At 36.6% G+C, this 21,426-nt stretch carries 18 protein-coding genes; 6 read left to right on the top strand and 12 right to left on the bottom strand.

Going from position 1 to position 21,426, the window contains the following annotated elements:
- Positions 1 to 83: 83 nt before the first annotated feature.
- From rpsO to tamL, 4 genes are all read right to left on the bottom strand, one after another.
- The gene (gene rpsO / locus H344_RS0118970) at positions 84 to 353 is read right to left on the bottom strand and encodes a 30S ribosomal protein S15 (protein ID WP_026811705.1); all 270 of its coding nucleotides are present in this window, start codon (positions 351 to 353) and stop codon (positions 84 to 86) included.
- A 173-nt stretch (positions 354 to 526) separates the two neighbouring features.
- Complete coding sequence (accD, locus tag H344_RS0118975) at positions 527 to 1,387, bottom strand: acetyl-CoA carboxylase, carboxyltransferase subunit beta (RefSeq protein WP_026811706.1); 861 nt, start codon at positions 1,385 to 1,387, stop codon at positions 527 to 529.
- 24 nt (positions 1,388 to 1,411) lie between these two features.
- A complete protein-coding gene (gene fbaA / locus H344_RS0118980; RefSeq protein WP_026811707.1) occupies positions 1,412 to 2,479 on the bottom strand; it encodes a class II fructose-bisphosphate aldolase in 1,068 nt (355 codons plus the stop codon).
- A gap of 60 nt (positions 2,480 to 2,539) precedes the next feature.
- Positions 2,540 to 5,083, bottom strand: coding sequence for a translocation and assembly module lipoprotein TamL (gene tamL / locus H344_RS0118985; RefSeq protein WP_316929573.1), 2,544 nt, complete (start codon positions 5,081 to 5,083; stop codon positions 2,540 to 2,542).
- A 75-nt stretch (positions 5,084 to 5,158) separates the two neighbouring features.
- On the opposite strand from tamL, the gene H344_RS0118990 reads away from it, so the two are divergent.
- Complete coding sequence (locus H344_RS0118990) at positions 5,159 to 5,878, top strand: TrmH family RNA methyltransferase (protein ID WP_026811709.1); 720 nt, start codon at positions 5,159 to 5,161, stop codon at positions 5,876 to 5,878.
- A 4-nt stretch (positions 5,879 to 5,882) separates the two neighbouring features.
- Here H344_RS0118990 and porT read toward each other — a convergent pair whose 3' ends face one another.
- A complete protein-coding gene (porT, locus tag H344_RS0118995; protein ID WP_034257030.1) occupies positions 5,883 to 6,611 on the bottom strand; it encodes a type IX secretion/gliding motility protein PorT/SprT in 729 nt (242 codons plus the stop codon).
- 91 nt (positions 6,612 to 6,702) lie between these two features.
- Positions 6,703 to 7,434: a bifunctional demethylmenaquinone methyltransferase/2-methoxy-6-polyprenyl-1,4-benzoquinol methylase UbiE gene (ubiE, locus tag H344_RS0119000; RefSeq protein ID WP_026811711.1), complete on the bottom strand. Its 732-nt coding sequence runs from the start codon at positions 7,432 to 7,434 to the stop codon at positions 6,703 to 6,705.
- Between the two features lie 432 nt (positions 7,435 to 7,866).
- On the opposite strand from ubiE, the gene trkA reads away from it, so the two are divergent.
- Together trkA and H344_RS0119010 are read left to right on the top strand one after the other, a co-directional pair.
- Positions 7,867 to 9,216 carry a Trk system potassium transporter TrkA gene (gene trkA, locus H344_RS0119005; protein ID WP_026811712.1) on the top strand — a complete coding sequence of 450 codons (1,350 nt, stop codon included), beginning with the start codon at positions 7,867 to 7,869 and terminating at the stop codon, positions 9,214 to 9,216.
- Position 9,217: 1 nt separating this feature from the next.
- Complete coding sequence (locus H344_RS0119010) at positions 9,218 to 10,708, top strand: TrkH family potassium uptake protein (RefSeq protein ID WP_026811713.1); 1,491 nt, start codon at positions 9,218 to 9,220, stop codon at positions 10,706 to 10,708.
- A gap of 129 nt (positions 10,709 to 10,837) precedes the next feature.
- Here the strand turns inward: H344_RS0119010 and H344_RS0119015 are convergent, their stop codons facing one another.
- Both H344_RS0119015 and H344_RS0119020 read right to left on the bottom strand, forming a co-directional pair.
- A complete protein-coding gene (locus H344_RS0119015; RefSeq protein ID WP_026811714.1) occupies positions 10,838 to 12,022 on the bottom strand; it encodes a pyridoxal phosphate-dependent aminotransferase in 1,185 nt (394 codons plus the stop codon).
- Positions 12,023 to 12,035: 13 nt separating this feature from the next.
- Positions 12,036 to 13,139, bottom strand: a complete 1,104-nt coding sequence (locus tag H344_RS0119020) for a fatty acid desaturase family protein (RefSeq protein WP_026811715.1) — start codon at positions 13,137 to 13,139, stop codon at positions 12,036 to 12,038.
- Positions 13,140 to 13,252: 113 nt separating this feature from the next.
- Between H344_RS0119020 and rsmG the strand changes: the two genes are divergently transcribed.
- Entirely contained in the window at positions 13,253 to 13,888 is a 636-nt protein-coding gene (rsmG, locus tag H344_RS0119025) for a 16S rRNA (guanine(527)-N(7))-methyltransferase RsmG (RefSeq protein ID WP_026811716.1), read from the top strand.
- On the opposite strand, the gene H344_RS22320 is transcribed toward rsmG, so the two are convergent.
- The 4 genes from H344_RS22320 to H344_RS0119045 all read right to left on the bottom strand — a co-directional run bounded on the left by H344_RS22320 (position 13,885) and on the right by H344_RS0119045 (position 18,654).
- Positions 13,885 to 14,013 (bottom strand): hypothetical protein, encoded by a 129-nt coding sequence (locus H344_RS22320; RefSeq protein ID WP_262482304.1) that lies wholly within the window; start codon positions 14,011 to 14,013, stop codon positions 13,885 to 13,887. The genes rsmG and H344_RS22320 overlap by 4 nt on opposite strands.
- 161 nt (positions 14,014 to 14,174) lie before the next feature.
- Complete coding sequence (gene pruA, locus H344_RS0119030) at positions 14,175 to 15,803, bottom strand: L-glutamate gamma-semialdehyde dehydrogenase (RefSeq protein ID WP_026811717.1); 1,629 nt, start codon at positions 15,801 to 15,803, stop codon at positions 14,175 to 14,177.
- A gap of 853 nt (positions 15,804 to 16,656) precedes the next feature.
- Positions 16,657 to 17,043, bottom strand: a complete 387-nt coding sequence (apaG, locus tag H344_RS0119040) for a Co2+/Mg2+ efflux protein ApaG (protein ID WP_026811718.1) — start codon at positions 17,041 to 17,043, stop codon at positions 16,657 to 16,659.
- Between the two features lie 366 nt (positions 17,044 to 17,409).
- Positions 17,410 to 18,654, bottom strand: coding sequence for a type IX secretion system plug protein (locus tag H344_RS0119045; RefSeq protein WP_026811719.1), 1,245 nt, complete (start codon positions 18,652 to 18,654; stop codon positions 17,410 to 17,412).
- Between the two features lie 149 nt (positions 18,655 to 18,803).
- Between H344_RS0119045 and H344_RS0119050 the strand changes: the two genes are divergently transcribed.
- Positions 18,804 to 20,153 carry a Na(+)-translocating NADH-quinone reductase subunit A gene (locus H344_RS0119050; RefSeq protein WP_026811720.1) on the top strand — a complete coding sequence of 450 codons (1,350 nt, stop codon included), beginning with the start codon at positions 18,804 to 18,806 and terminating at the stop codon, positions 20,151 to 20,153.
- 2 nt (positions 20,154 to 20,155) lie between these two features.
- Positions 20,156 to 21,424, top strand: coding sequence for an NADH:ubiquinone reductase (Na(+)-transporting) subunit B (locus tag H344_RS0119055; protein ID WP_026811721.1), 1,269 nt, complete (start codon positions 20,156 to 20,158; stop codon positions 21,422 to 21,424).
- Positions 21,425 to 21,426: the final 2 nt, after the last annotated feature.

Genomic DNA, 21,426 nt, shown 5'->3' on the forward strand with positions numbered 1-21,426 from the left:
CTTTGTAAAAAAAATAATACTATAAAAATTATAGTATAGTAATATGAAAAAAGGGGAAAGTTAAACGTTTCCCCTTTTTCAATTTATTTTCTAATTCCTAATTCTTTAATTATCTCACGGTATCTAACGATATCAGTCTTAATTAAATAATCTAAAAGAGATCTTCTCTTACCTACCAATTTTACCAATGAACGCTCAGTGTTAAAATCTTTACGATTTTTCTTCAAGTGTTGAGATAGGTGTTCAATTCTGTAAGTGAACAAAGCTATTTGTCCTTCAGTAGAACCTGTGTTCTTTGCGTCACCGCCGTGTTTTTTAAAAATTTCGGCCTTTACTTCTTTACTTAAATACATTCCAATATTTGTTTAATGATTTTTATGTATGTGATTGTTTTTCAATCAGGGCGCAAAGATAGGTTATTTTTTACATCCAACGGGTATTAATAATCTTTTTTCGTTGGTTATAATGCCTATTGCCTAGGTGTATAACTAAAAAAGGCCTTGATTTTGTAGTCAAGGCCTTATCTTTATTTCCTTACGGGATTGTTTTCTATTAAATCTATATAGAGGTTAATTTTCTTTTTAAGGTCTCTTCTGTGGACAATAAAATCTAGAAAACCGTGCTCTTGAAGGAATTCTGCTGTCTGGAAACCTTCTGGTAATTCCTTACCAGTAGCTTCTTTAACTACACGTGGTCCTGCAAAACCTATCAAAGCTCCTGGTTCAGAAATATTGATATCTCCTAGCATAGCGTATGATGCGGTTGTACCTCCAGTTGTAGGATCCGTACATAATGAAATGTAAGGAATACCTGCCTCTGCAAGTTGTGCTAATTTAGCTGATGTTTTGGCAAGCTGCATAAGCGATAGAGCGGCCTCCATCATTCTAGCACCTCCAGATTTGGAGATCATTAGAAAGGGAATCTTCTTCTTTATAGAATAGTCTATTGCTCTTGCGATTTTTTCTCCAACCACACTACCCATAGAACCTCCAATAAAACTGAAGTCCATACAAGCGATTACTAAATTCTTCCCTTGCGATTTACCTACTGCGGTTTTAACAGCATCTTTTAAACCTGTTTTTTTCTCTGCAGCAGCTAAACGATCTACATACTTTTTAGTGTCCTCGAACTTTAGAGGGTCTTTGGAGGATAGCTTAGCATCTAACTCTTTGTATTTGTTGTCGTCAAATAAGATTTCAAAGTACTCCTTGCTGCCAATTCGTACGTGATAATCATCCTCAGGACTAACATAAAAGTTTTTTGCTAATTCGTCAGATTCAACAATCTTTCCTGTAGGCGATTTGTACCAAAGGCCTTTAGGCGTATCTTTCTTCTGATCCGTAGCGGTCTGAATTCCTTTTTCCTTTCTCTTAAACCAAGATGACATAAGTTTCTTTTTAAGGTTAGGGGGTTATAGGGTATTCACATTATTAAGGTCCTCAAAGGCCTTTTTTAAACGCGTAACGAAAGTTTTCTCACCTTCTCTTAACCAAACACGTGGGTCGTAATGCTTTTTGTTTGGCTCATCTGCTCCCTCTGGATTTCCAATCTGCGATTGTAAATAGTCTTTCTTGTCTTGGATATAGTTTCTGATCCCTTCCATAAAAGCATATTGTAGGTCAGTATCTATGTTCATTTTAATTACTCCGTATCCAATAGCTTCGCGAATTTCTTCTAATGAAGAACCTGATCCACCGTGGAAAACAAAATCGATGTGATTGTGCTCAACACCATATTTTTTAGTAATAAACTCCTGTGAGTCTCTTAAAATTGTAGGTGTTAATTTTACGTTTCCTGGCTTGTAAACTCCGTGTACGTTTCCAAAGGCAGCTGCAATGGTAAACTTAGGACTCACCTTAGATAATTCTTCGTAAGCATAAGCTACTTCTTCTGGCTGAGTGTAAAGCTTAGAAACGTCAACGTCGGAATTATCTACACCATCTTCTTCACCACCGGTAATACCTAACTCAATTTCTAAAGTCATTCCCATCTTGCTCATTCTAGCAAGATATTTTTTACAGATTTCAATATTTTCTTCTATCGGCTCCTCCGATAAGTCAATCATATGAGAACTGTATAACGGCTTTCCTGTTTCTTCAAAGTGCTTTTCACTAGCATCTAATAGGCCGTCTATCCAAGGTAAAAGTTTTTTGGCACAATGGTCTGTGTGTAATATAACAGTAGCACCATAAGCTTCTGCCAATGCATGTACGTGCTTAGCACCTGCAACGGCTCCTAATATAGCAGCTTGTTGGTTCTCATTAGACAGGCCTTTACCTGCGTTAAATTGTGCGCCTCCGTTAGAGAACTGTATAATTACCGGAGCGTTTAGACTTGCCGCTGTTTCTAAAACTCCATTTATTGTGTCAGAACCAATAACATTAACAGCAGGTAGTGCAAACCCATTTTCTTTTGCATAATTGAATATCTTCTGAACGTCATCTCCAGTTGCAACTCCTGGCTTAATATTGTGTGCCATAATCTTAATTTATTGTAAATGATTAAATAGATGTGACAAAAGTAATTAAAAATATTAGGCTTAAAAAGGATAATTAATACCTATGTTGAATACCCCGTTAGCCAAATTATAATCTCTGAACCATCTTTTTGAATTTTCTTCTGCCGGATTATAGGTCTTAAAGCCCATATCTAGCCGGAATACAAAATATGAAAAATCGTACCGAATCCCTAGTCCTGTTCCTAAAGCGATATCAGCAAGGGAGTCAAAATTATTAAAGGTAGCTGCTTCATCCTGAACATTATCTAGAACATTCCAAATGTTGCCCGCATCAGCAAATAAGGCTCCTTTAATATTTCCTGCTATAGGGAATCGGTATTCTAAATTTAAAGCTATTTTTAAGTTCGCCTCGTTAAAATCGTTTACATCTTGGGTGCGTCCTGGTCCTAAAGAATAAGGGAGCCAGGCTCGGTTATCGTTAGACCCTCCTGCAAAATAACTCCTTGCAAAAGGAATGTTGTCCGAATTTCCATAAGGTATAGCTATCCCAAAAAAGCTTCTAAAAGCAAGTACCTCGTCGCTAGAAATACTCCAGTGTTGTATATAATCGAATTCCGTTTTTATATATTGGGAATAGGGAACTCCAAATACCAACTTTTTATTGTTCTCGCTTTTATCAAATGAGATAAGGTTAGAAATTCCGGAGAGTAAATTCCCAGCACTTTCTAATTTAAAACGGAACTGATAAAAGTCGTTGTCAGTGAGACTTATTTTGTTATTCTTGTTATAAGTATAATTGCTAGCGAAAATCAGGTTGTTTTCAGAAAGTCGCTTTCTTCGTTCTTCAATACTGCTTACTTCGTTGAAATGTATAAGGGGTGCATTCACTTCTTTGTTTAAAATAGCTTTGGTGAAACCAGAAGCTCCCTCAGGGATAATTAGTCGCGGCTCTGTGCTGCCCTCAGGGGTTTCATAAAACTCGGACAGAGAAGGATTGTTTTGATAGCTATTCGCTATCCTATCCAATTTATTAAAAGTATTTTGGTAAACAGAGAAGAATCTATCCGGGTTAACATTGCGAACAAACTGAACGTTTAATAATTCTATAGTATTCTTTTTATGATCTGTAGGAGACCAGTTATACCCCAAGATGGCATTAAACGTTTCTTTGTCTAAACCAATGTTTTGTTGAAAGCTAGTACCCAAAGATATTTTAGTCTGTGGAACCATATAGTTTGGAATCAGCTTGGTAGTGTTAAATAAAGGCATCCATATCCTAGGTATATTTAGATTGATGTCTCCTCCAAACTCTAGAATGTTGAAAAACCGATTGTCTACTATGCTAGGATCCTTGGAAGCACCCATATTGATCCTTCCCGAAATGCTGAGATTTTCTGCCCCTTTAAACAAATTTCTTGCCTGTAAGGATGGACTAAATCCAAGGCCAAGGAATTGAATGTTAGAATGGGTTACATCAAAATCGATTCCCAACGAATATCTAGGTCGTGGGGATAGATGTATGTTTGCTGTTAATTTCGCTTCGGTACTATCCTCTACAAATTCAATATTGGGATATTTAAAGGTATTTAAATTGGAGATTTGTCTGTGAGTTCTAATTCGGTCTATCTCCTTATAAATACTATCCTTCTTTATAAAAATTGCATCGGTTAAGGCCTTGGGTTTATAACGTAGCCTATCCTTATAATATATAGTAAAGTCGTTATAGTCTATAGATTGTAAACTATCTGTTAACCCATTAAAGGAGTAATCTGTATAAATGTTAATCTTTTTAAAGGTGTGTACTTTGTATTCCGAAGAGGTAAGGGCATTGTCTGTTCTCTTGTTTAGATCTTCGATATTGAGCAGTATGTCTAATTTTTGATTAGTCCCTATTTTGGTGGTATCTCCTACCAGATCAAATGATATGGAGCTTTCTTGGAAATTATAGACACCGGTATTTCTGAAGAGCTCGGTAAGCCTTTCCCTTTCATTGCTTAAATCTTCTAGATTAATCTGGTTTCCCGATTTTAAATAAGAATCTGTTACGTTTAATAGGTGGATAGAATCTAGTTGGGGAGAACTTATACTTCTTTGTAGGGAGTCAATTTTATAAGGTTCTCCTAGGGTGATGTTATAATCGATTGCTGCTCTTTGCTTGCGTCTACTACTGTCTAAAACAAAGGAGGTGTTGTTGTTAAAATATCCTTTGCTTTTGTAGTATGCGCTTAGTCTTTGGAGCGATCTCCTTGCTCTACTAGTATCTATTACAACGGGAGCTTCCCCAATATTTTTTAGCCAAACACTATATCCTTTAACTAAAAAGGACTCACCTAATCTTTCTACTTGCTTTTTAGACAGAAGATTAATAAGTCGTTGTTCTCGTTTTTCTTTTTTATGAAGCCATGCCTTATAAGAGGAGTCGGGATCTTTTTTTGCTAAATTGTATAAGTTTAATCTAAGGGGGTATCCTAATACGGTGCTATTGGGTTTTTGGAAAATGAGGCTATGTACATCTTCATTATTGACCTTAACGCTATCGGTGTAGATTGTGTTTTTGGTTAATAGTAACTCATTGTCGCCAACCCTCTTTAATGCGTTGCACGAGGTCATTGCAATTACTAGCAATAATAAGCTTATTTTCGTAGCGTTAAAATTCATAAACGATCGCATCCTCATGGAGGTCAAAAATACATTATTTGTATGGTTGTTAAAAGCCAAATAAAGTTTATAAAAAGTTTACAGCAGAAAAAGTACCGTTTACAGAATCGCTTATTTGTAGTAGAGGGTATAAAAACAGTGAGAGAATTGCTAGCTTCTTCCTTAAAACCTTATAAGGTATATGTTACAGATGCTTCAATAATAAAGGGGAATTCTAGGGATATAGAAGTGATAAGCGAAGCGGATCTAAAAAAGATGAGTGGCTTGGCCACTCCTAACAAGGTTTTAGGAGTCTTTCACTTTCCAACACCTAAGCCAGTAGATTACTCTGGGTGGGTAATTGCGTTAGACGATGTCCGTGATCCTGGAAATTTAGGGACTATTATTAGGCTGTGTGATTGGTTCGGAATATCGGATCTTATCTGTTCTCCAAAGACCGTAGATTGTTACAATCCTAAAACACTACAAGCTACTATGGGGTCTATAAGCAGGGTAAATATTGTTTATAAGGAGCTTCAGTCTGTTATAGAGGATGGGACAATGGTTCTGGGGGCTTTTATGGACGGAGAGGAAGTGTATAAATCGTCCTTGCCTAAAGCGGGTGTTTTGGTAATGGGAAATGAGGCCAATGGGATATCTAAAGAAATAGAGGGGTTGGTAAGTAAAAGAATAAGTATCCCTCAGTTTGGACCTAAAACTGCAGAGAGTTTAAACGTAGCTACAGCTACAGCTATTTTATTAAGTGAAATTAGAAGGTCTTAGTAGCCTACTCAAAGGTAAAGTTTACAAATATGCCTCTGGTTTTCATAGCGTCAATATTGCCTGTCCACGGACTATCTGCGTCAATGTCTCGTACCAGCTCATCACTAATAGCAAAAATGCCTCTTATAGAAGGGGAGAACTTAAAGTATTCTAAGTAAAAATCTATTCCAAAACCCATTTCATAATAGTAGGTGTTTTTTTTCATTCTAAATTTATTACTAGAATTGTCTTCCTGACTGTCTTCATTACTACTTAGATTTAAGGAGGTAGAGACGCCACCAGTAATAAATGGTTTCCAATTCCCCAATCGCTTGGTGCTTACTTTTAGGAGTAAGGGGAAATGTAGATAGGTAGATTTTACTTCTCTAAGTGCATCTTTTTCATCATCAAAAACAGGAAGTCCATTCTTTTCTTTATTAGGGAATCCTAAGACTCTTTTGTTGTAGTGTAGGCCAGGTTCAAATCTAAGGTCTAAGTGGTTGTTAATTCGCAGTTCGCCAATCAAGCCCACATTAAACCCTAAGGATTTATCCACTAATATATCGGTTTTGTCTCCCTCATCTTCTAGGTACTCAAACTTAAAGTCGTATTGATTAAAGCCTAAAAAATACCCCCAATTCAGCGGGTGTTTGTCTTCGTTTTGTAAGTTTAGGACCGGTCTTTCATTAAATTGTGCAGATATAGTAGTGCCTAAAAGGATACAGCACACCATTAAGATTGTGTTTTTTTTCATCAGCCTGGGAATGTATGCTTTTATTAAATTAACCATAATTTGCATATCCATACTACGTTAGCATAAAGAACGGCCCTGTTCCCGACTTTATTTATTTTTTGGTGGCAACATAAATAGATGCTACGCCAAAAGTCTGGGGCTTGTTCTCTACATCTATAAACCCTATTTTTTTTAAAATATTGTTGAAGGCAGTCCCATGAGGGAAAACTGCAGCTGATTCTGAAAGATACTTGTAGGCGCTACGGTCTTTAGAAAATAGTTTTCCAATAGTTGGTAAAATATATTTCGTGTAAAAATTATAGCCTTGCTTATAGGGGAATTTTGTAGGATTAGAAGTTTCTAATACCACAAAAGTGCCATTTTTCTTTAATACCCTGTAAATCTCTGAGAGTCCTTTTTCTAGATTTTCAAAATTTCTAACCCCAAAAGCAACAGTAATAGCGTCGAAAGTATTGTCTTCAAAAGGTAGGTTTTCACTATCTCCTACTACCATTTGTATGGTTTTGTCCAATTTTTTGGCTGCAATTTTCTTGCGACCTACCTCTAGCATACCAGGGGAGATGTCTAGACCTGTAATTTTTTTAGCTCCAGTTTGTACCATATTTATAGCCAAGTCTCCGGTTCCAGTTGCTATATCTAAAATAGATTCAGGTTTATTTTTGCCTACAATGGCTACTACCCGTTTCCTCCACTTAATGTCGATCCCAAAAGAAATAACCCTATTTAATCCGTCATACTTACCGGATATAGTATCGAACATTTTTGTTACCTGCTCTTTCTTTCCAAGATTGGAATCTTTGTATGGGGTAACTTTCTTACTCATATGCGTGAAATTTTTGGTAAATATACTATATAGTGAAAGAGTTATTGGTTTGTTTTTTGTTTTATCGGTGCGCAAATGTCTTTTTTAAGTTAAAAAATGTAGAAGTCAAACAGATATATTTATGTAGTTTTGCGTCTGTATAAGGAGTAATTTAACTTATACTTTAAAAAATAGTAGCTAACTTTAATTATAGGAAATTCAGTTGTACCTCATAAGTTTTGGGTAGATTAGAATATTGCACTTGTTAAAAAAAGTTATTTAAGCTCAATGATTTTAATTTCTAAAGTCAGTCTTTTTGGAAATCTTCATATTATCTGGTTTGCTAGAAAAGATTTATACATATATAATATAACTAGAGCAGTAGCAAGTTAAATGGAACTGGATAGAAAATATACATTACTTTTAATTGCTTGTAATCAATTTTAAATACCAATGAAAATAATTATTGCAGGGGCAGGTGAAGTGGGTTTTCATTTGGCTAAGTTGCTTTCTTATGAAGCTCAGGATATTACGCTAATTGACTGTAATAAGGATAGTCTTTCTTATGCTGATAGTCATTTAGATATTAGGGTAATAAAGGGAGATGCTACTTCAATTGCTATTTTAAAGGAGGCTCAAATAGAGGGGTCCGATCTTATGATTGGGGTGACTTCTTCTGAGACTACTAATATAACCTTATGTATGTTGGCGAAGCAATTAGGTTGTAAACGTACTATTGCTCGTATTTCTAACGCAGAATTTATTCATAATAAGGACCTTATTAAATTTGATGAATTAGGGATTGATGAACTAATTTCTCCCGAGGCGCTTGCAGCTGCAGAAATTCAGTTGTTAATAAATCAATCTGCTTTTAATAATACCTATGAGTTTGAGGAGGGACTGTTAATTATGGTAGGGGTTTCTCTTCCTAATTCGGCACCCTTTGTGGGTAAATCGGTACAGGAAGCTGCAAATATATTTCCCGAATTACATTTTATGCCTATTGCTATTCAGAGAATGGGTACTCAATATACTATTGTTCCTCGTGGAGGAACAGTCTTTAAGGAGAAAGATCAAGTCTATTTTATTATCAATAGAGATGGTCTCAATGATCTTTACAAGCTAACAGGAAAGGTTAAGAGGGAGATAAAGAATGTAATGATTCTGGGGGGTAGTAATGTTGGGTTTAAAACGGCAAGGGACCTTTGTGGAAAAAAATTCAATGTTAAGCTGATTGAAAAAAATAAGGAAAGGGCTTTTGAACTTGCTGATGAGTTGCCAGATGCGCTGATAATAAATGGAGATGGAAGAAATGTAGAATTGCTAGAGGAGGAAAATTTAGAAGCTATGGATGCCTTTATTGCCGTAACCGGAAATTCTGAAACCAATATTATGTCTTGTTTGGTGGCTAAATCCAAGAATGTTAGGAAAACTATGGCTTTAGTAGAGAACATGGATTATTTTCAATTATCACATTCTATAGGAATAGACACCTTACTAAATAAAAAGCTACTTGCCGCTAATCATATTTTTAGGCATATACGGAAAGGAGAGGTAGTAGCTATGACAAGGCTGAATAATTTAAATGCGGAGATTTTAGAGTTCATTGTGAAGCCTAGTTCTCTTGTAACCGGTAAATATATTAGGGATTTAAACTTCCCTAAAGAGGCAACTATTGGTGGCGTAATTAGGAATAATGAAGGAATAATTGCCTTGGGTGGCTTTAAGATTGCCGCGGGTGATAGGGTAGTGGTTTGTTGCTTGCCAAGTGCTATCCGTAAAATAGAAAAGCTTTTCCTATAAAATGGCGCTAAATAAAAAAATAATCTTTCATTTGATGGGGCTACTGTTGCTGTGCAACGGTGGATTTATGGTTTTAGCGGCTATTGTTAGTGGTGTTTATGAAGATGGTGTAACCTTAGATATTGCTCTTGCGGCTATCGTTACTATGTTGGTGGGAGTTTTATCTATGTTTTATACTCGGGAGCATGATAAAGAGGTTAAACGGCATGAGGGGTATATCATTGTTACCTTTGGGTGGTTGGTTATGTCTATCTCGGGAATGCTGCCCTATCTCTTCTCTGAAAGTATCCCAGGTGTAACCAATGCTTTTTTTGAAACTATTTCTGGTTATACTACTACCGGCGCGTCTATTGTAGATGATATTGAGGCGCTTCCCAAAGGCATTCTTTTCTGGAGAAGTCTAACGCATTGGATTGGCGGGATGGGAATTATAGTGCTGGCTATTGCTATTTTGCCACTTTTAGGAATTGGAGGGATGCAGTTATTTGCCGCAGAAGCACCAGGTCCTAGTGGAGATAAGTTACACCCTAGGATAACCGATACGGCCAAAAGGTTATGGTTAATCTATCTTACGTATACCATTGCCGAAACAATCTTATTGAAATTGGCAGGAATGAGCTTTTTTGATGCTATTAACCATTCTTTAGCTACCTTATCTACTGGAGGATTTTCTACGAAAAATGCAAGTATGGCGTATTGGAATGATCAGCCATTGATACAGTATATAGTGATTTTGTTTATGTTCCTAGCAGGTAGCAATTTTGTATTGAGTTATTATGCTTTTAAAGGGAAGGTGCAAAAAGTTATTAAAGATGAAGAGTTTAAATTTTATTCTATTTTAATAGGATGCTTTACGGTCCTTGCTGCTTTGGTAGTGTATTTAAAAGCCAATATACCGGTATCAGATTTTCATCCAATGGTATTTGGGGAGGCTGAAAGTGCCTTTAGGCATTCGCTATTTCAAGTAGTCTCCGTGATTACCACTACCGGATTTGTAACGGCAGATTTTACCGCATGGACGCCCTTTGTAACCATACTTTTCTTTATTCTTATGTTTATTGGGGGATCTGCAGGATCTACCTCTGGAGGTATAAAAGTGATGAGGCATGTGTTAATTATAAAAAATGGAATGCTAGAGTTTAAGCGAACCTTGCACACCAATGCTATTATCCCCGTACGGTATAATAATAAAACGGTTCAGGAGCATATTGTATATAATATTATAGCCTTCTTTGTGCTTTATATGTTGTGTTTTATAGTAGGTTCCTTGGTTTTAGGGGCGCTTGGGCTCGACTTTATAAGTGCTATTGGTGGTGCTGCATCTTCTCTTGGTAATGTAGGTCCTGCATTTGGGGAGTTAAATCCTGTTAGTAATTTTAATAGCTTGCCCGCTTTTGGAAAATGGTGGTGCGGAATCTTAATGTTGTTGGGGAGATTGGAGCTCTTTACAGTATTAATACTATTAACTCCCTACTTTTGGAAAAGAACCTAGGGTTTTGTGGAGTACAATAATAAGGTGCTTTAAGGATCTTATTTTTTGATAGAAATTAAAATAAGGGTAAATAAAAAATGGACATCGGTTAGGATGTCCATTTTTTGTTTTACTGAATTTGAATACGTTTTATAAAACCGCTTTTATTCTTGCTATAGCTTCTCTTAATTCCTTTTCGGAGGCTGCATAAGAAATTCTGATGCAATTTTTATTTCCAAATGCTTCACCGGTTACGGTAGCTACATTGGCATGTTCCAAAAGGTATAATGAGAAATCAGAAGCGTTGTTAATTGTGGTTCCATTAAGTGTTTTTCCAAAGAAGCTAGAAATGTCTGGGAACACATAAAAAGCACCTTCTGGTACGTTTAAGTTGAAACCTTCTATTTCACCTAGTAATTCTAATACGATGTCACGTCTCTTGTGAAACTCATCAATCATAAATTTTATGGAAGATACAGGTGCATCTAAAGCAGCAATGGTTGCACGTTGTGCTATGGCATTAGCGCCACTAGTATTTTGTCCCTGAAACTTGGTACAAGCTTTAGCAATCCATTCTGGTCCGCCAATATATCCAATACGCCATCCCGTCATAGCAAAGGCTTTGGATACTCCGTTAACGGTAACCGTACGGTCATACATACCATCTATGTTAGCAATACTTACGTGGTTCCCTTTAAAATTGATATGCTCATATATTTCGTCAGAAACTACAAAAATATTTGGATGCTTGCGCAATACTTCTGCTAGGCCTTCTAACTCTTCTTTGCTGTATACCGATCCACTTGGGTTACAAGGGGAGCTAAACCAAATCATTTTTGTTTTTGGGGTGATGGCCTTTTCTAATTGAGCAGGGGTCATCTTAAAATCGGTGTCTATACTCGTCGGTACTTCTACAGGAACCCCTTCGGCTAGTTTTACTATATCACTATAGCTTACCCAATAAGGAGCAGGAAGGATTACTTCGTCTCCGTGGTTTAGCATAACCATAGCAATATTAGCCAAAGACTGCTTAGCACCGGTAGAAACTACTATCTGATTAAGACCATAGGTAAGGTTGTTGTCCCTTTTAAATTTATTGGCTATCGCTTGTTTAAGGTCTGCGTACCCGTCAACTGGGGAGTAGCTGCTATAGTTTTGGTCTATAGCTTCCTTAGCTGCCTCTTTAATAAATTCAGGAATGTTAAAATCTGGCTCTCCTAAACTAAGGCCGATGATATCTTTACCTTCACTTTTTAATTCTCTTGCTTTCGCGGCCATAGCTAATGTGGCCGAAGTGGACATTGAGTTAATCCTATCGGATAAATGGTTCTTCATTTTTGTATTAGGTTTACTGATATTGTATTTCTGGATTTTTGCCCAATTCTTTCAAATGTTTGAAATGCGAAATTATAGCTTTTCTTGTAGTTTCATATTCGTTGTAAGGCAAATTAAATTCATTTGCAGTCTCTTTAACAATTTTGGCAATTTTTGTGTAATGTATATGACTTATGTTCGGGAAGATGTGGTGTTCTACCTGATGATTAAGTCCGCCTGTAAACCAGTTAACAATTCTGTTATTGGTGCCAAAATTTACCGTAGTAAATAGTTGATGAATTGCCCAAGTATTTTTCATGCTACCGTCTTCTGAAGGAAGTGGGGTGTCTGCATGATCTACAACATGTGCTAATTGGAATACCACACTTAAGATAACTCCCGCAACATAGTGCATAATAAAGAATCCTAATAAGATTTTCCACCAAGCGATATCAAGGAATAGCATGGGGATAAGAATCCAAATTGTTAGGTAGATAAGTTTAGTAACCACTAGTAGGCTCCAGTTTAATACTGGGCTAGGGAACTTACCATAAGACAATTTTCTTTTGGTGTATCGGTACATTTGCTGGAAATCAGTAGTGATTGCCCAGTTAAACGTTAGTAGTCCATATAGTAAAATAGAGTAATAATGCTGAAACTTGTGAAATCTATGCCATTTAGCATGCTTAGAGAATCTTAAGATTCGCCCTGCTTCAAGGTCTTCATCATGTTCGTGAATATTGGTGTAAGTGTGGTGTAGTACGTTATGTTGTACTTGCCAGTTATAAACGTTTCCTGCCAATATATAAATACTGCCGCCCATAATCTTATTCACCCATTTTTTATTGGAGTAAGCACCGTGATTACCATCGTGCATAACGTTCATTCCAACACCTGCCATGCCTATTCCCATAACAATGGTTAGGAGTAGGTTGGCCCAATTAGGTAGGCCTAGTGTTAATATAGAGAAGTAAGGGGCTAAAAACAGCGTGAACATAATAGCTGTTTTTAAATGGAGTTTCCAGTTGCCTGTTTTTTTAATGTTATTTTCCTTAAAGTAATCGTTAACTCTTTTATTTAATGTTCTGAAAAACTGAGCTGAATCTTTTCTAGAAAATCGAATGGTTTTATTTTCCATGATTTAATTTTTTGTAAATATACGGTAAATGTAAAAAAAATGTTATTTAGGTGTCGTTAAAACGAAGCCAATGGTTAGTAAATTATTATTTTTGGCACTAATTTATTAAATATATGGATCTTACTATTATCTATAAATATTTTCCCAATCTAACGGAGCATCAAAAAGAACAATTTACCAAGTTGCAAGATGTATACCAGGATTGGAATGTGAAAATTAATGTGGTCTCTAGAAAGGACATAGATGAGCTTTATATTCGCCACGTTTTACATTCATTGGCAATTGCTAAATTTCAGCAATTTGCTCCAAATACCCATGTCTTAGATGTTGGTACTGGAGGTGGATTTCCTGGTATTCCCTTAGCAATTTTATTTCCAGAAACCCAATTTGTTTTGGTAGATGCTATCGGTAAGAAGATTAAAGTAGTACAAGAGGTAATAGATAATTTAGATATCACTAATGTTACCGCTATTCATTCTCGAGTAGAGGAGTTGGATCGGCAGTTCGATTTTATCGTTAGTCGCGCCGTAGCAGCTATGCCAACATTTGTGCATTGGGTGAAAGGAAAAATAAAAAAGGACTCTGTCCATGATCGTAAAAACGGTATCCTTTACCTTAAAGGTGGGGATTTAGAAGAAGAACTAAAAGAATATCGAACCGTAGAAGTATACCCGATATCGGATTATTTTGAGGAGGAGTTTTTTGAAACTAAAAAATTGGTTTACCTCCCTATGAAGTATAAAGGCTAAAGTTTTAGCATTAATTGATACGAATCTCTACAGCGTTTAGCATATTCTTTAAGGAGTTTGGGGAAGTTTGTTGCCCAAGAAGAAATTTCTAAGTTTGTTCTGTTATGGGTTGTTGGTTTGTACATGATGTTACTGTTTTAGGTTGCCTGCATATAGGCTCCTTACTGTAACGTGAAATTTTAAAAGATATTGTGTTTTAAAGAGAGTTATTTTCTTCTGTTTAATAAAAATAAAATACCCGTAGCGCTATGAGCACTACGGGTATTTTATTTTAATGCGATTTGTATTATCCTAGGAACGGATATCTATAATCTGTTGGTGTTACAAAAGTCTCCTTAATTAATCTTGGAGATACCCATCGCAATAAGTTTTGTGCAGATCCGGCTTTATCATTAGTTCCAGAAGCTCTTGCACCGCCAAAAGGTTGCTGTCCTACTACAGCACCGGTAGGCTTGTCATTAATATAGAAGTTACCTGCGCAGTTCTGTAAGGCTTTAGTGGCCTCTTCTATGGAGTAACGATCGGCAGAGATAACGGCTCCTGTAAGCGCGTATTCAGAAGTGCTGTCTACTAATTTTAAAGTTTCAGACCAGTCTTTATCCTCGTAAACGTAAATGGTTACTACCGGCCCAAAAAGCTCAGTTTCCATTGTAGTGTAGTTAGGATCTGTAGTAACGATTACTGTAGGTTCTATAAAGTAACCTTTGGATTTATCGTAATTACCACCTGAAACAATAGTAGCCTTTTTATCTTTTTTTGCTTGGTCTATGTACTTGGCCAGTTTGTCAAAAGAGGCTTCGTGGATAACTGCAGTTATAAAATTCCCCATATTTTCTGGAGAACCTGGTTTGTTCATAGAATTTAAATCTTCTTTTACCAACTCTAAGATTTCGTTGGAAATAGATTTAGGAAGGTATACTCTAGAAGCGGCGCTACATTTTTGTCCTTGAAATTCAAAGGCACCTCTAACAATAGCAGTAGCAACTTGTTTTGTATTGGCTGTAGGATGCGCAATTATAAAGTCTTTTCCTCCTGTTTCACCAACAATTCTTGGGTAGGTTTTGTAGGTGTCAATGTTGTTTCCAATCTGCTTCCATAGCGATTTAAATACCTGGGTAGATCCTGTATAGTGAAGGCCAGCAAAGTCTGGACTATCTAAAGCAACTTTGGTAATCATAACTGGATCACCATATACAACATTAATTACTCCGTCTGGTACTCCAGCTTCCTTAAAAATGTCTACAATTACTTTTGCAGAATAGATTTGGCTGTCGCTAGGTTTCCATAATACTACGTTCCCCATCATGGCAGCACTGGCAGGAAGGTTTCCTGCAATGGCGGTAAAGTTAAACGGGGTAATGGCGTAAACAAAACCTTCTAGTGGTCTGTATTCTACACGGTTCCAAATGCCTTCTGAAGATTCTGGTTGATCTCCATAAATCTGAGACATATACTCCACATTAAAACGAAGGAAATCTATTAGCTCACATGCCGAATCAATTTCTGCCTGATGAATGGTCTTTGATTGAGCAATCATAGTTGCTGCATTAATCTTTGCTCTATAAGGTCCTGCAATTAATTCTGCAGCTTTCAAGAAAATAGAGGCTCGTTGCTCCCAAGGAAGGTTGGCCCATTTCTCGCGGGCTTCCAAGGCGTTTTCAATGGCTTCGGAAACATGTTTCTTTTCTGCAAGGTGATATTGCCCTACAATGTGTTGGTGGTCATGTGGAGGAGACATCGGCTTGGTGTTGCCGGTTCTTACCTCTTTGTTTCCAATATACATTGGGACATCTACAGTAGTGTTAAAGTAGCTGTTGTATTGTATTAATACTTCTTCCCGCTCTGGAGATCCGGGTTTGTAGCTCTTTATTGGCTCATTATATGCTGTAGGTACTTGAAAAAAACCTTTACCCATAATTATGATTTTATATATTAATTTTCAAGCAAAGGTACTAAAAGTACCTACGATATTAAAACCTGATAACATGGTATTACAAGTTTTAATAGGGGGAGTTTTTAGAGGGTATTTCGGATTATGACCAATTGTTCTGTTTATGCAAACAATGTATCTTAAATAATTTTCGAATAGTAAATTTTTTCTATAAATGTTTATCTGAGTCTTACCCAAGTATATTTTTTCATTTTCTTTGCTTGTCCAAAGAAAACGAACAGGGCCTTAAAGCGAAGGTACTGTGTACCTTTGATTTAAGGAGCCAGCTGTAGCGATGGCCCGCGCGCCAACTGGCCCCTCTCTACAAATGCAAATCGTTGCATTTTCCGATCGGTCCTGATGAATTTTTTAGATGGAATCTAAAAAACGGATTCAAAACTCCGCGCTTTTTTGGATATAAAAAAGCTGAATCTCGGAGCTTTTGAATCCTATTCTGCGGATAAGGAAAATAAATCAAGAAGCCTTATAGCAAAGGTTTTCGGCTTACTTTCTTTTTTAGTCGAAAATCTGTAGATTTAAGGAAAGAAGAATTAAGCCTAGTTTTGTTTAAATACTTTTTTATTCATCTCCTTCTTTATTGCTTTTTAAAGGAATTCATGAATGCTGAGCATTTCATTAATGGAAAAGTATTGATATGTCAATAAAGGAAGATTCTTGCCATTGCTCCTTCCTGTTAATTTAAGTCTTACACAATTTTTGAGCTTGGCCCAGTATTTCTAGAAGTAGATGTGTTTAAAATAGTGGTGTAGAGATAAAGCATAGCAAAACCTTGCACTAACAAGCTAAGTTTGCTAATAAATCTGATTTCCTGGGATGTTTAATTCAGTGCGAAAGGTGCGCTAAATTTAAAAGTAGGGATATATACTCTAAATATTTCAGAAGTAGCTAGGGTTACCATATTGTAATGCCCTTTCATAGCGCCAACAGTTGAAGCTAATAGGCAGCCAGAAGTGTATGTGTGAGATTCACCTGGGTTAATAACAGGTTTTTGTCCAATGACTCCTTCCCCGTCTAAAATTTCTAATTCATTTAATGAATCATAAATACGCCAATGACGAGAGGTAAGTTGTACTGGTTTTTTACTTTGGTTTTCAATGGTTATCGTATACCCAAAGGCGTAGTGCATTTTATAATTCTTAAAAAATGTACCTTCGAAAGAAGTGCTAACTGAAATTTTTATGCCTTTGGTTACCTGTGTAATCATAAGATTCTCATCTAAACTAATTAATAAATAAGCTAATTCTATCGGTAATACTAATCGGTGTCTGGCTTAAACTAAATAAACCCTTTGATGTAAACTTATTTCTATTGAAATGTTCCATCATTAGGACTAGCAATAAAAAAAACCGTCGACTTAATAAAGGAATTTTCAAAAATACAAAGAATTATTCCTATGCTATTAACTTTAACGACGGGGATTGTTAATCTGTTATCAGACAGCAAGATATAGAAGAATAAATAAAGAGAGAAAATAATTAACATATAATCGGTGTAATAGCTTCAATCTTAGGTCTTCTTCACCACGATAATGTGTCGATGTGGTGTATGGGTTTTTATATTTGCTCTAATTTTAGTTGGTAATGCTTCTGGAGTTTGCTGATCCAATACCTATGAGGCTGTCATGTTGTTCTCCAAATTGCCTGTAATAAACTAGGATTAAGTACTTGTTTTCCGTAAAATGAAAGTTTCCAGATATGGTATTTTTGTCTAAGGTGCCGTCTTGGCGTAGCATCACATATTTGTAATTGTAAAATCCCTGCTTCATTTTGAGGGTGGCTTCCATATTTCCTGTCGCTTCATTATAGGTCATTAGATTCTCCTCGTTTAGATCGTAATTATTAAATTTTCCATAGACGTAAACGTCATTCAAGCCAATTTTTTCTGTATACGGCAATTTAAAATGTACATAAGTGTACTCTGCTTCTCTAGATGCTTCTGGTCCTTGAAGTGTCCTGATTACAAAATCTCCATTAATATCTGGGTAATAGGTATAGGGTCTGTCGTCTCTAAAATAATCTGTAAACAGAAAATGGTTGTAAAGGTCGGTTAGTGCTATTCTAGAAATAGAAGAGCTAGGGGCTCGTAAGTCCTTAGTGTCAAAATTAAAATACTCATTACCGCCAAAAAAGCTAGTTTCTTTATCGTATTTGTACACCAGTTCATTGCCTAAAATAAACTGAGGAGGTAGGTTGTTTATAGCGGTGGCCCACTGATCATTTTGTATGATAGTTATTTTAACCTCTTTTTTAGGATTTGTAAGAGGGGAGTTTTGGGTGTTGATGTTGAACTGAACTACTTGTTTTTCGTTTATGTAGTTAAAGTCTTTAGATCGTTTAACTACGCCGCCTACCTTTACTCTATCTTCATATACCAGAAATCTGCGAGAAAACTGAATTTCATCATAACTGTTATAAATTTCTAAAATATAATTGCCACTAACCTTTAGTTGGGTATACTCATTGGGGATGCTGAGCTTATAGTTAGAATAGGGTTGTAAGGTAGAATAGCTGTTCTGGTAATCGGTTATACGTTCATTGTCCATCCCTTGAATGTATTGTGATTTTAACAGGGATGAGGTGGTCCAATCATAATTGCAGTGAACAATTTTATAGTAGTAATCTTGTTCGCTAGCAAGGAGGTCGTCAAATTCTAGAAATATAGATTCTCCAAGGGGAACTATTGGGAATTGGTCATCCGTACTCCCTTTAAAAATGATGGATTTTATATGGTTGGGTGCGTTTATTTCTTCCAGTACCTGTGCGTGATTAGAAATACTGAAAACTAAGAAGAAAGCAACGCTAATTATTCTGTGCATCTGGCCAAATTTTAGGGTAAAGGTAAGCAAAAAGGGTGCCTAATGACCATTGGCGCGACCAAACACCAAATTTATCGACATTTATTATGAAAACTTTTTATTAAGTGCTAAATTTGCACGAAATTTTGATAACCTAAGGTCTACTAAATATGTCAAAAGACATTCGAATTAAGAAAGGCTTGAACATTAATCTTGTTGGTGAAGCGGAAAAGTCAGTTTCCAAGGCAGTAGCGAGTAATGTTTACGCGATCAATCTTCTAGAATTTCACGGAGTTACTCCCAAAATGTTAGTTAAGCAAGGTGCTGAGGTGAAGGCAGGTGAGCCACTGTTTTTTAATAAAGACGTGGAAAACATGCAATTTGTCTCACCAGTTAGTGGAGAACTAATTGAAGTGGAGAGAGGTGCGAGAAGAAGAATATTGTCGCTAAAAATTTTAGCTGATAAGAATCAGGAATCAATTGAGCACACCCCAATTTCCTCAGGCAGTAGTACGGAGGAAATAAAGGCTTTGCTATTAAAATCGGGTTGTTGGCCGTTTGTTAAACAACGTCCATACGATATTATAGCAAATCCGGAAGTGACTCCTAAAGCCATTTTTGTTTCGGCTTATGTAACCAGTCCTTTAGCAGCGAGCTTAGAGTTTTCGCTAAAAGGAAAGGATAAGGAGATTCAAGCAGCATTGAATGCCTTGGGGAAACTTACTCCAGGGAAGGTTCATGTGTCTGTAGGTAAAGGTTCTGATTCTATCTTCTCTAAAATGGAGGGGGTTGAGTTACATAAAGTGTCTGGGCCGCATCCAGCAGGATTGGTAGGGACTCAGATCAATAAGATAGATCCTATCAATAAAGGAGAGACGGTGTGGACTGTTGCTCCTCAAGACCTTGTGATTATAGGGGAGTTGTTGCTTACTGGGAAATTTAATCCTGAGCGAGTGATTGCTTTAGTAGGTTCTTCTGTAAAAGCACCAAAATACTATACTACTAAAATTGGAGCTGAGGTTTCTACTTTCCTTTATGCAAGTGGTGTAAACTCAGAGAATTTTAGGGTTATTAATGGAGATGTGCTTACTGGTGGTAAATCCCAACCAGACGGTCATCTAGGATTTTATAACAATACCGTAAGTGTTATTCCAGAAGGAGATGATTACGAATTCTTCGGTTGGAATAAGCCTGTATTCGATAAGATATCATCTACCAGATCACTTACTTTTTCTTGGTTGCAGCCAAATAAAAAATACGATTTAGATACCAATACTAACGGGGAGTACAGAAATTTTGTGCTTACTGGTTTTTATGAGGAGGTTTTCCCAATGGATATTTATCCTTTACAGCTTTTAAAGGCGTGTATGGTGAAAGATATTGATGAGATGGAACAACTAGGTCTGTATGAGGTGGCTCCAGAAGATTTTGCACTTACTGAATTTATTTGTGTCTCTAAACAGCCCCATCAGCAGATTATTAGGGAAGGGTTGGATTTATTATATAAAGAAATAGGATAAAGATGAGCTTAAAAAATAATTTACATCAGCTAAAAGAAAAGTATAGGGGTAAAAAAATGGCTCCGGCATTTAATGCCTTGCATACTTTCTTGTACTCGCCTAATGAAACAACCCATTCTGGATCTCATATTCGCGCCGTAGACGATTTAAAGCGTACTATGAATACGGTGATTATGGCATTGGTTCCGGTTTTAATATTCGGAATCTTTAATGCAGGTTACCAGCATTATGCTGCTGTTGATGCAGCAAATGGAGTTATTAGACAAGCTTCTCTTTTTGGGAACTTCCTTACTTGGGACAACTTCCTTATGGGGGCGTGGACAGTATTGCCTCTGGTAATTGTATCCTATGGAGTAGGTCTTGCAATAGAATTCCTTTTTGCCGTTATGAAAGGTCATGAGGTAGAAGAAGGGTACTTGGTTACTGGAATGCTAGTGCCATTAATTATTCCTGTAGATACCCCATTATGGATGTTGGCAGTTGCTGTTGCATTTGGTGTGGTAATCGGGAAAGAAGTGTTTGGGGGAACAGGAATGAATATTCTAAACCCTGCATTAACAATTAGAGCCTTTTTATTCTTTGCTTATCCTACATGGATGAGTGGTGATAAAGTATGGGTACACCAAGCAGTTGATTTAGCAGGTGGTCCAGATGCAATTTCTGGAGAAACAGTATTAGGATTCTTAGCACAAGGAAGAGCTACAGAGATGTCTTATTCTGTTGCTGATATGTTTTATGGTTTTATACCTGGTTCTATTGGTGAGACTTCTACCTTGTTAATTCTTTTAGGAGGTTTATTTTTGATATTTAGTAAAATAGCTAGCTGGAGAATTATGGTGAGTGCCGTTGCAGGTTCCTTAGTTATGGGACTTATTTTTAACGGTGCCGTATCAGCAGGTTGGATAACTGAAACAAGTACTTTTTACGGATTAATGAGTTTTGAGTACTGGAAGCATCTACTAGTGGGTGGATTGGCCTTCGGTATTGTATATATGGCTACAGATCCAGTAACAGGAGCACAGACTAATCGTGGGAAGTGGATTTATGGATTCTTAATCGGATTGATCTCTGTTTTAATTAGAGTTTTCAACCCAGCTTATCCAGAAGGTGTTTTCTTGGCAATCTTGTTAATGAACGTATTTGCTCCTACAATTGATCACTATGTGGTGAAAGGAAATATAAATAGAAGGTTGAAACGTGCAAAGAACGCTGTAGTTTTACCTGGAGAAGGTGAAGGTAAAGCAGATAAATTAAAAGCAGAAACAGTATAGAC

This window comes from Arenibacter latericius DSM 15913 (assembly GCF_000424985.1).
Classification (GTDB): domain Bacteria; phylum Bacteroidota; class Bacteroidia; order Flavobacteriales; family Flavobacteriaceae; genus Arenibacter; species Arenibacter latericius.